The organism is Mycobacterium sp. IS-1496, from assembly GCF_001499995.1.
GTDB lineage: Bacteria > Actinomycetota > Actinomycetes > Mycobacteriales > Mycobacteriaceae > Mycobacterium.
In genome coordinates this window covers 26507-41155 of the sequence record NZ_LQIU01000014.1, presented here as the reverse complement: position 1 = coordinate 41155, position 14649 = coordinate 26507, and the positions used below count along the sequence as shown (strand labels likewise).

13 protein-coding genes and 1 pseudogene are annotated in these 14649 nt (G+C 69.7%); 11 read left to right on the top strand and 3 right to left on the bottom strand.

What is annotated here, in order from left to right; translation table 11 throughout:
- The first annotated feature begins 34 nt into the window (after positions 1 to 34).
- The 5 genes from AU195_RS09920 (at position 35) to AU195_RS09900 (ending at position 5373) form a co-directional block, all read left to right on the top strand.
- Entirely contained in the window at positions 35 to 874 is an 840-nt protein-coding gene (locus AU195_RS09920) for a nitrile hydratase subunit beta (protein ID WP_059158903.1), read from the top strand.
- Positions 875 to 937: 63 nt separating this feature from the next.
- The gene (scnC, locus tag AU195_RS09915) at positions 938 to 1600 is read left to right on the top strand and encodes a thiocyanate hydrolase subunit gamma (RefSeq protein WP_157531099.1); all 663 of its coding nucleotides are present in this window, start codon (positions 938 to 940) and stop codon (positions 1598 to 1600) included.
- 9 nt (positions 1601 to 1609) lie between these two features.
- A complete protein-coding gene (locus AU195_RS09910) occupies positions 1610 to 1969 on the top strand; it encodes a hypothetical protein (protein ID WP_059158901.1) in 360 nt (119 codons plus the stop codon).
- Positions 1970 to 1997: 28 nt separating this feature from the next.
- Positions 1998 to 2774, top strand: a complete 777-nt coding sequence (locus tag AU195_RS09905; protein WP_059158900.1) for a DUF6498-containing protein — start codon at positions 1998 to 2000, stop codon at positions 2772 to 2774.
- 43 nt (positions 2775 to 2817) lie between these two features.
- Positions 2818 to 5373: a DEAD/DEAH box helicase gene (locus AU195_RS09900; protein WP_059158899.1), complete on the top strand. Its 2556-nt coding sequence runs from the start codon at positions 2818 to 2820 to the stop codon at positions 5371 to 5373.
- Between the two features lie 3 nt (positions 5374 to 5376).
- Here AU195_RS09900 and AU195_RS09895 read toward each other — a convergent pair whose 3' ends face one another.
- Both AU195_RS09895 and AU195_RS09890 read right to left on the bottom strand, forming a co-directional pair.
- Positions 5377 to 6093 (bottom strand): NUDIX hydrolase, encoded by a 717-nt coding sequence (locus tag AU195_RS09895; RefSeq protein ID WP_059158898.1) that lies wholly within the window; start codon positions 6091 to 6093, stop codon positions 5377 to 5379.
- A gap of 26 nt (positions 6094 to 6119) precedes the next feature.
- Positions 6120 to 7196: a threonine aldolase family protein gene (locus AU195_RS09890; protein WP_059158897.1), complete on the bottom strand. Its 1077-nt coding sequence runs from the start codon at positions 7194 to 7196 to the stop codon at positions 6120 to 6122.
- Positions 7197 to 7254: 58 nt separating this feature from the next.
- Here AU195_RS09890 and AU195_RS09885 point away from each other — a divergent pair, with 58 nt between their 5' ends.
- The 6 genes and pseudogenes from AU195_RS09885 (at position 7255) to AU195_RS09860 (ending at position 13029) form a co-directional block, all read left to right on the top strand.
- Positions 7255 to 7551, top strand: coding sequence for an ArsR/SmtB family transcription factor (locus AU195_RS09885; protein WP_059158942.1), 297 nt, complete (start codon positions 7255 to 7257; stop codon positions 7549 to 7551).
- Entirely contained in the window at positions 7548 to 7934 is a 387-nt protein-coding gene (locus tag AU195_RS09880; RefSeq protein WP_059158896.1) for a VOC family protein, read from the top strand. Before AU195_RS09885 ends, AU195_RS09880 begins: the two co-directional genes overlap by 4 nt.
- A 120-nt stretch (positions 7935 to 8054) precedes the next feature.
- Positions 8055 to 10235 carry an RNA polymerase recycling motor ATPase HelR gene (helR, locus tag AU195_RS09875; RefSeq protein ID WP_059158895.1) on the top strand — a complete coding sequence of 727 codons (2181 nt, stop codon included), beginning with the start codon at positions 8055 to 8057 and terminating at the stop codon, positions 10233 to 10235.
- Positions 10236 to 10244: 9 nt separating this feature from the next.
- The gene (locus AU195_RS09870) at positions 10245 to 10673 is read left to right on the top strand and encodes a hypothetical protein (protein ID WP_059158894.1); all 429 of its coding nucleotides are present in this window, start codon (positions 10245 to 10247) and stop codon (positions 10671 to 10673) included.
- A gap of 54 nt (positions 10674 to 10727) precedes the next feature.
- The gene (locus AU195_RS09865; protein WP_059158893.1) at positions 10728 to 12035 is read left to right on the top strand and encodes an HNH endonuclease signature motif containing protein; all 1308 of its coding nucleotides are present in this window, start codon (positions 10728 to 10730) and stop codon (positions 12033 to 12035) included.
- Between the two features lie 153 nt (positions 12036 to 12188).
- A pseudogene (locus AU195_RS09860) lies at positions 12189 to 13029 on the top strand (serine hydrolase).
- A gap of 1 nt (position 13030) precedes the next feature.
- Here the strand turns inward: AU195_RS09860 and AU195_RS09855 are convergent.
- Positions 13031 to 14608, bottom strand: a complete 1578-nt coding sequence (locus AU195_RS09855; RefSeq protein WP_059158892.1) for an FMN-binding glutamate synthase family protein — start codon at positions 14606 to 14608, stop codon at positions 13031 to 13033.
- Positions 14609 to 14649: the final 41 nt, after the last annotated feature.

The window sequence follows — 14649 nt, the reverse complement described above, 5'->3', positions numbered from 1 at the left end:
CGGATCGCCATCCGCGCCACGAGGGGGAAGACCCATGAGCACGGCAGCCGAGCGCGCAGCACAGTTGGATCTCGTCGCCCGACTCAAGTCGGCGTATCCGGAACTCCCGGATGCCCCGACGCCCGACCAACTCGACCACGGCCGCATCACCGCCTACCTCAAGCCGGTGCACGACGTCGGCGGTGAGCCCGACGCCCCGATGAAGTACGAGAACAAGCAGTACGAACAGTGGGAGGAAGCCACCTACGTCATCTGCGAAGTCCTCGCCTGGCGGGGTATCTGGCTGTCGGAGGAGCGGCGCCGCATCGGCAACGTCGACGTCGGCCGGGCGCAGTATCTGGGGCTGCCCTACTACGGCCGCTGGCTGCTCGCGGTCGCCCGCGTGCTGGTGGAGAAGCACCACATCGGGCTCACCGAACTGACCGAGCGCATGGCCGAGGTGAAGGCCCGATACGCCGGCGGGCTCGACGGCCGGAAACCCGACGCGCAACCGAAAGCCGAGGGCGACGGTTCGCAGGTCGCCCGCAACGAGCACCACCGTCACGCGGTCGGCAAGGGGGACCCTCAGGTGTACGCCGGGCTGGCCGGCCGGCCGAAGTTCGCCGTCGGGGACGCGGTTCGGGTGCGCGAACTGCCCGTGCTGTTCTACACCCGCACCCCCGAGTACACCCGCGGCGCCACCGGCGTCATCGCGACGGTGGCCTACGAGAGCCCGGCCGCCGAGGACGAGACCTGGGACCGCCGAGACGCGACCCCGGAATGGTTCTACGTCGTGCGGTTCAACCAGTCCGAGCTGTGGCACGGCTACACCGGCACGGCCACCGACACCCTGCAGACCGAACTGCCCGAGCGTTGGCTCGAAGCGGCGAGCTGAACACCGGAGGACACCACCGTGACCCACGACCACGACCACGACCACGACCGGACCGTCAAGCCGATGGTCGACGAGATCACCGACTTCGAGGTCCTCGAGATCGCGCTGCGCGAACTGTGCATCGAGAAGGGCATCTTCACCGCCGAGGAGCACCGCCACTTCACCGAGTTCGCCGAGCAGATCGGCCCCACCCCGGCCGCGCGTCTGGTCGCGCGGGCGTGGCTGGACGCCGACTTCAAGGACCTGGCGCTGCGCGAACCGATGACCGCCAGCAAGGAGGTCGGCGTCGACTGGATGGAACCGACCGGGTTCGGCACGCCCAGCGATTTCACCGCGTTCGAGATCCTCGCCGACACACCGACTCTGCACCACGTGATCGTGTGCGCGCTGTGCTCGTGCTATCCGCGTCCCATCCTCGGCAACTCACCGGAGTGGTACCGCACACCCAACTACCGTCGGCGCCTGGTCCGCTGGCCCCGTCAGGTGCTGGCCGAGTTCGGGCTCTACCTCCCCGACGACGTCGAGGTCCGGGTGCAGGACTCGAACCAGAAACACCGCTTCATGGTGATGCCCATGCGCCCGGAGGGCACCGACGGCTGGACCGAGGAACAGCTCACCGAGATCATCACGCGCGACTGCCTCATCGGCGTCGCGCTGCCCAAGCCGGGCGTCACCACGAACGTGATCGTGGACACCCGACCGGCGATCCACCCGATCGGCGACTGAGGCCACCCGATGAGTGCATCCGAGCACACCCCGATCGAAACACTCGCCCGCATCGTCGAACGCGGTCAGGTGTGGCCGCGCATGGCAGCCAAGTACGGCGTCGAGAACCCGGTGCCGCCGTGGAAGACCAGCCTCGACGGGCTCTGTGACGCGCTCGATCACGGCGCCTGCGGCGATGCGAACATCCCCACGTTCGCGGAGCGCCGGGACGAGGAGGATCACCTGTCCGCGACCGTCTACGCCGATCTGCCCTACCCCGAGAACCAGCTGGTGTCACTGGCGCACTCGCTGCTCATCCGCGGCGTCATCGACGAGTCCGAACTGCGGCAGCGTCTGGCCGGGATCCGCGCCCGCCTCGAAGCCTCCTGACGTCGCCCACGGCGGGCCCATTCGCGACGTGATCCGATTCGTCCATCTGCTGACGCTGCTGGGCCTCGTCGCCGTGCCCGCGGCCGGGTGGTTCGCCGCGGACTGGTCGGGCGGTACCACGCTCGCCGTGTACTGGGTCGAGAACGTGGCGACGTGCGTGTTCGTCTCGCTGCGAATCCTCGCGCACCAGACGTGGAGTCCCCGGCGCGGACATTTCCGGTACACGGCGCCCAGCGCCGACCGGCGCACCGCCCGCGGCTCGTTCCTCAGCGGCTTCGTCGTCACCGGTTTCGCCTTCTGCGCCGCGCACGGTGTGTTCCTGGGCGTCATCCTGTTTCTGCTCGACCGCAACGGCAAGAGCGGCTTCGCCGAGATCGACTGGCGCAGCGTCGGAGTCGGCTGCGCGGGCGTGGTCATCCTGCTCGCCGTCGACTTCCTCGTCGACCTGCCCGGGCTGCGCCGGCTGCCGTTCCACCAGCTCGAGCAGACCGCGAACCAGGGTGTCGGGCGCGTCATCGTCGTCCACCTCACGCTCATCTTCGGCATGGTGGGCGTGGCCGTGACCGGGGCGCCGTCGACGTTCTTCGGGGTCTTCATCGTCCTCAAGACGCTGTTCGCGATCAGCACGGCGCTGCCCCAATGGGAGCCCGAGGCGGCGCCGACATGGTTCAGCCGCCTGATGAACCGCCTTCCCAACGTGCACCCTGGCCGGACCTTCGAGGAGTTCTGGGCCGCGGACCGCGCCGCCGAACGCGCACGCCGCGAGCAGAACGAGCGACCGTGGAGCGGCGGCCGACGCGGGTAAGGCAGGCTGGAGACACTGTGCTGACCACCCAACCCACCGCCCGATGACCGTCCCACTGCTCGACGATCCGAGTGACCTCGCGCCCCTGCGCGCCAAGGGCACCGACGCCGACGAACTCTTCGCCGCGTTCTCCGCGTGGGCCGAGGCCAACGGCACGCCGTTGTACCCGGCGCAGGAGGAGGCGCTGATCGAACTGGTCAGCGGCGCGAACGTCATCCTCGCCACCCCCACCGGCTCCGGGAAGTCGCTGGTCGCCACGGGCGCGCAGTACTTCGCGCTGGCCGGCGCGGACGCGAGGAGCAAACAGGGCGGGAGCCGGCGCAGCTACTACACCGCGCCGATCAAGGCGCTGGTCAGCGAGAAGTTCTTCGCGCTGTGCGGGGTGTTCGGCGCGGAGAACGTCGGCATGCTCACCGGCGACGCAGCGGTCAACGCGGCGGCGCCGATCATCGCGTGCACCGCCGAAGTGCTGGCCAACATCGCGCTGCGCGAGGGGTCCGGCAGCGACGCCGGACTCGTGGTCATGGACGAGTTCCACTTCTACGGCGACCCCGACCGCGGCTGGGCCTGGCAGGTGCCGCTGCTCGAACTGCCGCGCGCCCAGTTCCTGTTGATGTCGGCCACCCTCGGCGACGTCACGTTCCTGCGCGAGGACCTCACCCGCCGCACCGGCAGGCCGACCGCGCTGGTCGCCCATGCCGAACGTCCGGTTCCGCTGTTCTACTCGTACGCGACCACGCCGATGCACGAGACGATCTCCGACCTGCTCGACACGAAACAGGCGCCGATCTACGTCGTCCACTTCACCCAGGCGTCCGCGCTGGAGCGGGCGCAGGCACTGATGAGCATCAACGTGTGCACGAAGGCGGAGAAGGCCGCGATCGCCGAACTCATCGGGGCGTTCCGCTTCTCCACGGCCTTCGGCGCCACGCTGTCGCGTCTGGTGCGCCACGGCATCGGCGTCCACCACGCCGGGATGCTGCCCAAGTACCGGCGCCTCGTCGAACAACTCGCCCAGGCCGGTCTGCTGAAGGTCATCTGTGGCACCGACACCCTCGGCGTCGGCATCAACGTGCCGATCCGCACCGTGGTGTTCTCGGCCCTGTCGAAGTACGACGGCACCCGCACCCGCCTGCTCAACGCCCGTGAGTTCCACCAGATCGCCGGGCGGGCCGGACGCGCCGGCTACGACACCGCGGGCACCGTCGTCGTGCAGGCCCCCGACCACGAGGTCGAGAACCTCAAACAGTTCGCGAAGGTCGCCGACGATCCCAAGAAGCGTCGAAAGCTGGTGCGCCGCAAGGTCCCCGAGGGTATGGTGCCGTGGAGCGAGTCGACCATGACCCGTCTGGTCGACGCCGCCCCGGAGGCGCTGCAGAGCAACATGCGGGTGTCGACGGCGATGATCCTCGACGTGGTCGCCAGGCCGGGCGACCCGTTCGAGGCGATGCGCCGGCTGCTCACCGACAACCACGAACCGCGCAAACGGCAGCTGCAGCTCATCCGCGAGGCGGTCGGCATCGCCCGCTCGCTGCTGCAGGCCGGGGTCATCGAGCGCGTCGACACCCCCGAGGGCCGGCGCTACCGGTTGACGGTCGACCTGCCCCATGACTTCGCGCTGTACCAGCCGCTCTCGACGTTCGCGCTGGCCGCCATCGAGGTTCTCGACACCGAGGCGCAAACCTATGCACTGGACGTGGTCTCGGTGATCGAGGCGACACTGGAGGATCCGCGCCAGATCCTGGCGGCGCAACTGAAGAAGGCCAGAGGCGAAGCGGTCGCCGCGATGAAGGCCGAGGGTATCGAGTACGACGAGCGCATCGAACTGCTCGACGACGTCACCTATCCCAAACCGCTCGAAGAGCTGCTCGAGCACACCTACGAGGTGTACCTGCAGAGCAATCCGTGGGCCGCCGACGGCACGCTGTCCCCCAAGTCCGTGGTGCGCGAGATGTGGGAGCGGGCATTCACCTTCCGCGAGTACGTCAGCGTCTACGGGCTCACCCGCTCGGAGGGCGCGGTGCTGCGCTACCTGTCCGACGCGTACAAGGCGCTGCGCTCCGGTGTGCCCGCCGCGGCCCGCACCGACGAGGTCACCGATATCGTCGAGTGGCTGGGCGAGCTTGTGCGACAGGTGGATTCGAGCCTGCTTGACGAGTGGGAACAGCTCACCAGCCCGGACCAGCCGTTGGACGCGCCCGTCTCGGTGCCCACCCGTCCGCGGCCGCTGACCGGTAACGAGCGCGCGTTCACCGCGATGGTCCGCAACGCGCTGTTCCGGCGGGTCGAGCTGTTCGCCCGGCGTCGCTGGGCCGATCTCGGCGAGTTGGACGGCGGCTCCGGGTGGACGGCGCAGCAGTGGGCAGAGGTCGGTGACGCGTACTTCGACGAACACGACGACGTGGGCACCGGCGCGGACGCCCGCGGTCCGGCGCTGCTGATCGTCGACCGGCGGCTCGGGGTGTGGCGGGTGCGGCAGATCCTCGACGACCCGGCAGGCGACCACGACTGGGGTTTCGAGGTGGAGGTGGATCTCGACGCCTCCGACGAGGAGGGCGCGGCGGTCCTGCGACTCCTCGACGCCGGCCGCCTGGACTGACGTCTATTTCCAGGCGAAGACCGGCTGCTCCAGGTCGTCCACGCGGTCGGGGCGGCCTTCGAGCGCGAGCCAGCGCAGTTGCAGCAGCACCGCACCGGTCGGGGCGTGGATGAGGTCGTTGCCCAGCGGGATCTGCACCACCGGCCGCGGGCTCTCCGGGATCGTGACGAACCGGGGCGAATCGTCGCGCTGCAACTGGTGCAGCCCCACCCGGTAAGCCGCCACCACCTCGTCGGGGGCGGGCCGCAGATCGAGCCGGCCCCCGCCCCACACGACCACCGGGGTGATGACGTACCCGGAGCGCGTCGGATAGTCGTCGAGCAGCCCGAGCACCGACGAATCCGGCAGCGCGACGCCCAGTTCCTCGTCCAGTTCGCGCAGTGCGGCCTCGACGGCGCTCTCCCCGGGGTCGAGCCGGCCGCCGGGAAGCGCCCACTGGGCCGCATGCGAGGACAGCCGAGATGCCCTGCGGCACAGCAGGAACGCCGCACCGCCGGAGACGTCGACCATCCGGCCGTCGAGACCGGCCTCCATCGGTCGGCCGTCTATCCAGTCGTCGACCGGCGCCGGATCCACCCGGTCCTCCCCGGTCTCGGAGTCGACGAGCACCACCGCCACCGCCGCGTGCCGTTTGGTCGGGTCGGTCACGGTGCGTCGCTCGTGGCCCGCCAGGTGGGTCGAGATGCGCTCGCGCAGCGGCTCATCGTAGGAGATGGTCACCGGTCCACCGTACGAGGGCGGGCTGGTCAGTCCCGCGCCAACTCCTCCCGGACCACCGCCACGAAGCCGTCGACGTCGGCCTCGGTGGTGTCCCACGCGGTCATCCAGCGGACCTCGCCGCGCGACCGGTTCCAGTCGTAGAAGCGCACCCGCGCGCGGATGCGGTCGGCCGCCGCGGTGGGCAGCGTCGCGAAGATCGCGTTCGCCGCGGTGTCCTGGGTGAAGGCCAGACCGGGCAGCGTCCCGTCGTCGACGCCGTTGTCGAGCGCGGTGCGCAGCCGCGCGGCCATGGCGTTCGCGTGCGCCGCACTGCGCAGCCCGAGGTCGTCGTCGAACAGCGCCAGCAGTTGCGCGGAGGCGAATCGCATCTTGCTGGCCAGCTGCATCGTCAGCTTGCGCAGATAGCTCAGACCCGTCGCGCGGTCCGGGTCGAGGACCACCACGGCCTCCACACCGAGCAGCCCGTTCTTGGTGCCGCCGAGGCTGAGGACGTCCACCCCCGCGTCGGTGGTGAACTCGCGGAACGGCACGTCGAGGGCGGCGGCGGCGTTCCAGAGCCGGGACCCGTCCATGTGGACGGCCATCCCCCGGCTGTGGGCGAGGTCGGCGACCGCCCGCACCTCGGCCGGGCTGTACAGCGTGCCCAGTTCGGTGGCCTGGGTGATGCTCACCGCAAGTGGCTGGGCCCGGTGTTCGTTGCCCCACCCCCACGCCTCGCGCTCGATGAGGTCGCCGGTCAGCTTCCCGTCCGGCGCGTCGACGGTGAGCAGTTTGATGCCGGTCATCCGCTCGGGGGCGCCGGCCTCGTCGGTGTGGATGTGCGCGGTCGACGCCGCGACCACGGCGCCCCAGCGCGGCAGCACGCTGGTGAGCGAGACGACGTTGGCGCCGGTGCCGTTGAACACCGGGAAGACCTCGGCCCGCAGGCCGAAGTGCTCGCGGACGACCTCGCGGAGCCGTGCGGTGTACCGGTCCTCCCCGTAGGCCACCTGGTGGCCACCGTTCGCGGCGGCCAGCGCGGCGAGAACCTCTGAGTGCACGCCGGCGTAGTTGTCGCTGGCGAAGCCGCGCCAGTCCGGGTCGTGGAGCGAGGAGAGCGTCACCGGGCAATCCTTCCACCGCCGTTGACATGCAAGTGAATGCTTGCCTATCGTGGCCGGTGTGGGTGACGTCTTCAAGGCGCTGGCCGATCCCACGCGCCGGACGATCCTCGACGAACTGGCCGACCGGAACGGGCAGACGCTGTTCGAGATCTGCGCGCGCCTGACCACCAAGCACGGGCTCGGCTCGTCGCGGCAGGCGATCTCGCAGCATCTCGACGTCCTCGAGGATGCGGGCCTGGTCCAGACCAGGCGCGACGGCCGGTACAAGTTCCACTACCTCGACACCACACCGCTCGAACCGATCGTCGAGCGGTGGCTCGACAAGACCCGGAAGGACAGGGAGGCACCACCGTGAAGATTCATCTGACGAGCGTGCTCGTCGACGATCAGGACAAGGCGCTGCGCTTCTACACCGAGGTGCTCGGCTTCGCCCCGAAGCACGACATCCCGATGGGTCCGGCGCGGTGGATCACCGTGGTGTCCCCGGAGAATCCGGACGGCACCGAACTGGTCCTCGAACCGGACGGCCACCCCGCCGTCAAACCGTTCAAGGAGGCCCTGGTCGCCGACGGGATCCCGTTCACGTCGTTCGCCGTCGACGACGTCGCGGCGGAATTCGACCGGCTCAGCGGACTCGGGGTGCACTTCACCCAGGAACCCGTGGACATGGGGCCGGTGACCACCGCGGTGTTCGACGACACCTGCGGGAACCTGATCCAGATCGCTCAACAGAAGTAGCCGACCGCGTTCACCGTGAGCCGCGGCCAGTCTATCGGTCGGGTGGGGGCTTGCGGCAAGGGCGGGGTCATCCCCCAAAATGGCTGGCTTCGGCCGGATTCGAGGGGTGGTGAGGCGATCATGCGGGAGTACGAGGACGAGCTGCGATCCGAGCGCACGTATGTGACGGGGTTGTACACCCGCCTCGATGGCGAACGCGCGCGGGCCAAGGAGAAGTACGCCGCGGCGCTGCGCGGCGACGGTGCGCTCGTGGAACGTGACGCCGAGGTGCGGGCACTGGCCAAGGAGATCCAGCGCCTCGACGTCGCGGACGACGGGCTGTGCTTCGGCCGGCTGGACGCCGACTCCGGTGAGCGTCTCTACATCGGCCGGATCGGCCTCTTCGACCGCGACGACGATTTCGAACCGCTGCTGCTCGACTGGCGGGCGCCGTTGGCGCGGGCGTTCTACGTCGCCACCGCCGCGCACCCCGAGGGGATGCGCAGACGACGCCAATTCCACACGCGCGGGCGGCGGGTGCTCGACTTCACCGACGAGGTCTTCGGCCGGCCCCGCGGCGACGAACGCGGCGGCGAGTCGGCGTTGCTCGCCGCGGTGAACGCGCCGCGCGGTGAGGGGATGCGCGACATCGTCGCGACGATCCAGGCCGAGCAGGACGCGATCATCCGGCACGACCACCCGGGGGTGCTGGTGATCGAGGGCGGCCCGGGCACCGGGAAGACCGTGGTGGCGCTGCACCGGGTGGCCTACCTGCTCTACACCCAGCGCGCGCGCATCGAACGCCACGGCGTGCTGGTGATCGGCCCGAACCCCGCCTTCCTCGACCACATCAGTCGCGTCTTGCCGTCGCTGGGTGAGACGAACGTCGTGCTCATGACCACCGGCGATCTCGTGCCCGGATTGTCCGTCACCGCCGAGGACGGTGCCGAGGCCGTCGCGCTCAAGGGGTCGCTGAAGATCCTCGACGTGCTCGCGGCGGCTGTCACCGACCGGCAACGGGTGCCCGAAGAGCCCCTGGTCATCGACCTGCCCGACGTCACCGTGCAGATCGACCCCGACACCGCGCAGTGGGCGATAGACGAGGCCCGTGGCAGCGGATTACCACACAACCACGCACGCAAGGTCTTTCGCGAGACCGTCGAGTACGTGCTCACCGAACGCGCGGTCTCGCGGATCGGCAGGGGCTGGCTGTCGCGGGCGGACAAGGGCGCGTGGGAGGAACTGCGCGCCGATGTGCTCGAAGACCTCGCGGACAGCGAGCAGTACCTCGCCGCCCTCGATGAGCTGTGGCCGGTGATGACCCCGCAGCAACTGCTGTCAGAACTCTACGAATCCCCAGAACGCCTGCGCGCGGCGGGCGCCGACGAGAAGCTGTGGCGCGCCGACGGCGCCGCATGGACGGTGTCGGACGTGCCGTTGCTCGACGAACTGGTCGACCTGCTGGGCCGCGACACGGCCGCGGACATCGCCGCCGAGAAGGCCCGAGAGGTTGAAACCGACTACGCCGAGGGCGTCCTCGAATCCATGGTCGCCCACGAGGATCTGATGGACGACGAAGACCTGCTCCTCGCCACGGATCTCTTGCACGGTGAGGAACTGGCGGACCGCTTCACCGAACGGGACACCCGCGAGCTGTCCGAACGTGCTGCAGCGGACCGGGATTGGACCTACCGCCATGTCGTGGTCGACGAGGCACAGGAACTGTCCGAGATGGACTGGCGGGTGCTGATGCGCCGGTGCCCGAGCAAGTCGTTCACTGTGGTGGGGGATCTGGCCCAACGCCGTTCGCCCGCGGGGGCGCGGTCCTGGGCGGAGATGCTCGAACCGTACGTGCCGGGCCGCTGGGTCTACCGGCCGCTGTCGGTCAACTACCGCACCCCCGCGGAGATCATGGCGGTCGCGGCCGCGGTGCTCGCCGAGTTCGCGCCCGACGCGCAACCGCCCGAGTCCGTCCGGTCCACCGGGTCACCGCCGTGGCGCCGTCGGGTGACACAGGACGACGTTGCCTGCGCCATCGAGGAATTCGTGCGGGACGAAGCCGCACGCGAAGGCACCAGCGTCGTGATCGGACCGCCGGACGTGCCCGGTACGGTGGCGCCGGCCGAGGTCAAGGGTTTGGAGTTCGACGCGGTCCTCGTCGTCGAGCCGGAACGGATCTTCGACGGTCCGCGCGGCGCCGCGGACCTCTACGTCGCCCTCACCCGCGCGACCCAGCGCCTCGGCATCGCGCACTGCGGCCCGCTTCCGCCGTCGCTCGACGGGCTGAGGGAACTGCCCGTCGATCGGGACGTCGCGAGCTAGGGTCGAGGGATGCGCATCGTTGTCCGGTCCGTCACGGCCATCGTCCTGACGGCAGGTGCACTGGGCGCGGCGATCCCGGTCGCGGCCCAGCCCGCGGCGCCTACCATCACCCAGATACCGGAACGTCCCCTGGCGGAGGGCTTTACGCCGTTCGTCGACAACCCCGCGATCGTCGACCCCCGCCCGCAGAGCATCGAGTCGTGGGGACGCCTACCCGACGACCGCGCGATCACCGTGCGCTTCACCGCCGGTACGCCCGAGTGCTACGGCGTCCACGCGGAAGTGCAGGAGACCGCCGACATCGTCGCGGTGAAACTGCGCTCCGGTGTGCTGCCGGAAGCGGTGAACCGGGCCTGCATCGCGATCGGGGTGTTCGCGAGCCTGCCGGTCGGACTCCAGGCGCCACTCGGTGACCGGGCGGTCGTCAGCATCACCTGATCGCTGTAGCCGCGACGAACCCGAAATGTCGGACCCTGCTGCTTGTATGGGGTCATGTCCTCGAGCATGGCGTCCGGCGCGGTGGTGGTGCGCCCCATCGACCGGCTCGAGGTGTTGTTCGAGGAGTTGGCGGAGCTGACCGGTCAGCGCAACGCGATCGACGCCCGGCTGGTGGAGATCGCCGCCGAGATCGACCACGACGAACTGTGTGGCATGACGGGCGCGACGTCGGTGGCGCATCTGATGGCGTGGAAGACCGGGTCGTCGTCGAGGAACGGTAAGACCATCGCCGCCATCGCCCACCGCATCGCGGAGTTCCCCCAATGCCTGCAGGCTCTGCGGGAGGGCCGGCTGTCGCTGGATCAGGTCGGGGTGATCGCCGAGGGCGCGGGGCCAGGGTCCGATGAGCATTACGCCGAGCTGGCGCAAAGCGCCACGGTCAACCAACTCCGCACCGCGATCACACTCGAACCCCGACCCGAACCCGAACCCGCACCCGAACCAGAACGTGAGTCGGACGCCGAACCCGCGCCTGCTCCCGGGCCGGTCCCGCAGGCGTCGATCACCAAGACCTCCGATGAGCAGTACACCTACTGGCGCATCGCGATGCCGCATGCCGAGGCGGCGGTGTTCGACGCGGCCCTGCAGTCCCACCACGATGGGTTGGTCGCCCAGTGGAAACACGACCACGACACCGACAGCCCGGGCGCGGGCGACAGCCCCGGTGCCCGGCCGCCGTTTCCCACCCTGGTCGATGCGTTCAATAGCCTGGTCGAGGCCGGGTGGGACGTCGAGGCCGCTCGCCGCCCGCACGGGCATCGCACCACTGTGGTCGTGCACCTCGACCTCACAGCCCGTATCGCCGCGCTGCACCTGGGGCCGCTGCTCTCGGATGCCGGTCGCCGCTATCTGACCTGTGACGCCACCTGCGAGGTGTGGTTCGAACGCGACGGGCAGCCCATCGGCGCCGGGCGCGCCACCCGGCTGATCAGCCGCCGCCTGCGCCGCGCCCTGGAACATCGCCACCCCACGTGTGCGGTCCCCGGATGTGGGGCCACCCGAGGTCTGCACGCCCACCACATCCGGCACTGGGAAGACGGTGGCCGCACCGACCTGGACAACCTGGTGCTGGTCTGCCCCTACCATCACCGGCTGCACCACAAAGGCGTCATCACCATCACCGGACCCGCCTCCCGACTCGCCGTCACCGACGGCGCCGGCCGCGCACTGCACTCGGGGTCACTCGCGCGCCCGCCGAATCAGCCCCCGCCCACGGTCGCGCCCTACCGAGGTCCCACCGGGGAGCGCGCCGACTGGTGGTGGTACCCGCCATACCAACCCCCACCAACAACACAGAACTGAGGCGGTCATCCCGGACCGAGCCCCCATGTGTGTTCCGTAACCGTCATCGATCTCGATGCGCCCTGTCCGCGTAAAGCCGCATAGGCTGGGGTAATCCGGTGGGCGCAGCGCGGCCCCCGCTCGCTGCATTCACGATCCACTCGGAGGAGATTCATGCGTCGGCGGCTGCCGCAATGGGCGATGACCACACTGGCGATTGTCGGCGTGGCGCTGCTCCTCAACGGCTGTGAGGCACAGGTCTGGGGTACGCCGCCGGGTGGACGGGCTCGACGCCCGCGTCCGGCAAGCCACCGCCGACGCGGCGGCGTCCGGGGCCGACGTCGAGGTGGTCGTGTTGGACCGCAACACCGGTCAGATCGTCTCCGACGGAGCCAACAGGCCCTTCCCTATCGCGTCCGTGGTGAAGCTGTTCATCGCCGACGACCTGCTGCTGCAGGAGTCGGAGGGCAAGACGAAACTCTCGGCAGCCGACCGCAGGTCGCTCGACGTCATGCTGCGTTCTTCCGACGACAGTGCGGCTCAGACGTTCTGGGACCGCAGCGGCGGCAACGCGGTCATCGCACGCGTCGTGGCTCGTTACGGGTTGACCGGGACGACGGCCCCGTACAACGGACACTGGGATGTCACGACGAGCACCGCAAGCGATCTCGTCCGCTACTACGACATGCTGCTGAACGGCGCCGGTGGGTTGCCCGCAGAACAGGCCGACATCATCATCGACAACCTCGCGCGGTCCACACCGACCGGGACGGACGGGTATCCGCAGCGGTTCGGCATCCCTGAGGGGCTCTACGCCGAGCCCGTTGCGGTCAAGCAGGGCTGGTTCTGCTGTTGGAACGGCGCGAACCAGGTGCACGTGTCCACCGGCGTGATCGGACCCGAACGCCGCTACGTGATGGCGATCAGTTCCCTGGACCCCACCGGCGAGGCCGCCGCCCGCGAGAACATCACACGGGCCGTCAGGACGATCTTCCCGGGCGGCAGGATCAGCTGACTCACCCCACCGCCGTCGGGGACGGCGCCGCGGACCCGCCGTGCGTCTTGTCGGCGGTCATCAACCGGATGATCTCCTCACGGTCGGCCGGAGACGGCAGCCCCATCCACGGCGCGTACCCGTACACCTCGTGCAGCGGTGTCGACCCGTAGCGCCCGTCGAGGATGTCCACCGAGTCGCAGCCGATCAGACCGGGGTGGTGCACCCCGCACGCCTCGGCCACCTTGACCAGATCGCGGCGCAACGTCTTGATGTAGTTCGCCGCGCGCTCGGCCTTCACCTCGGGCACCAGGCCGCGGGCCAGCCACGCGTTCTGGGTGGCGACGCCGGTGGGACACGTGTCGGTATGGCACTTCTGGGCCTGGATGCAGCCGATCGCGAGCATCGCCTCCCGCGCGACGTAGACCATGTCGCATCCGAGCGCGAAGGCGACGATCGCGTTGTCGGGCAGACCGAGCTTCCCGCCGCCGATGAACGTGACCTGCTCGTGCAGGTTCCGCTGCGCGAAGATCCGGTACACCCGGGAGAAGCCCACCTGGAACGGCAGCGACACGGAGTCGGTGAAGATCAGCGGCGCGGCGCCGGTGCCTCCCTCACCGCCGTCGATCGTCACGAAGTCCACGCCCCGTCCCGTCTCACACATCGAGTCGGCCAGTTCGGTCCAGAACTCCAGATCACCGACCGCCGCCTTGATCCCCACCGGCAGTCCCGTCTCGCTCGCCAGCAGTTCCACCCAGTCGAGCAGGCTGTCGGTGTCGGAGAACTCCGCGTGTCGCGACGGGCTCACGCAGTCGCGCCCCTCCGGGATACCGCGGGCGGCGGCGATCTCCGCGGACACCTTGGGGGCGGGCAGCAACCCGCCGAGGCTCGGCTTGGCGCCCTGGCTGAGTTTGATCTCCAGCGCCCGCACCGGCGCACCGGCCACCGCGTCCTTGAGCTTCTCCAGATCGAAGCGGCCCTCGTCGTCGCGGCAGCCGAAGTAGGCGGTGCCGATCTGGAAGATCAGCTCCCCGCCGTTGCGGTGGAAGCGGGAGATGCCGCCCTCGCCGGTGTTGTGCAGACAGTCGGCCATCGCGGCGCCGCGGTTGAGCGCCTCGATCGCGTTGCCGGACAGCGATCCGAAGCTCATCGCCGAGATGTTGACGACCGAGGCCGGCCGGAACGCCTGGGGCCGGTTGCGCGCGGCGCCGACCACCTTGGCGCACGGCAACTCGACGTCGCGTCCGGCCCTCGGCGCCGACGCGGGGCCGTTGCGGCCGAAGGTCCGGTGTTTGATCACCGGGTAGCCGCTCGAGTGCTCGAGGTCGTTGTCGGTGCCGAAGCCGAAGTAGTTGTTCTCGTTCTTCGACGACGCGTACACCCAACGCCGCTGGTCGCGGGTGAACGGGCGCTCCTCGTCGTTGGCCGCGACGATGTACTGCCGCAGCTCCGGGCCGACCGCCTCCAGGAGGTACCGCGCGTGCCCGACGACCGGGAAGTTGCGGAGAAGTGCATGTCTGCGTTGGAAGAGGTCTCGCAGGCCGACAGCCGCCACCGTCGAGGCGGCCGCGGTGGCGAGACCCCGAACGGCCCGGCTCATGGCGTCAGTGTTTCCGGCCGACCGACGGCCGAAACTTCCCG

Bases quoted from the DNA above. Each gene is read 5' to 3' on its own strand.
- AU195_RS09920 (WP_059158903.1), top strand. From the start codon at position 35: ATGAGCACGGCAGCCGAGCGCGCAGCACAGTTGGATCTCGTCGCCCGA.
- scnC (WP_157531099.1), top strand. From the start codon at position 938: ATGGTCGACGAGATCACCGACTTCGAGGTCCTCGAGATCGCGCTGCGC.
- AU195_RS09870 (WP_059158894.1), top strand. From the start codon at position 10,245: ATGCGCATCGTTGTCCGGTCCGTCACGGCCATCGTCCTGACGGCAGGT.
- AU195_RS09865 (WP_059158893.1), top strand. From the start codon at position 10,728: ATGTCCTCGAGCATGGCGTCCGGCGCGGTGGTGGTGCGCCCCATCGAC.
- helR (WP_059158895.1), top strand. From the start codon at position 8,055: ATGCGGGAGTACGAGGACGAGCTGCGATCCGAGCGCACGTATGTGACG.
- AU195_RS09900 (WP_059158899.1), top strand. From the start codon at position 2,818: ATGACCGTCCCACTGCTCGACGATCCGAGTGACCTCGCGCCCCTGCGC.
- AU195_RS09855 (WP_059158892.1), bottom strand. From the start codon at position 14,608: ATGAGCCGGGCCGTTCGGGGTCTCGCCACCGCGGCCGCCTCGACGGTG.
- AU195_RS09910 (WP_059158901.1), top strand. From the start codon at position 1,610: ATGAGTGCATCCGAGCACACCCCGATCGAAACACTCGCCCGCATCGTC.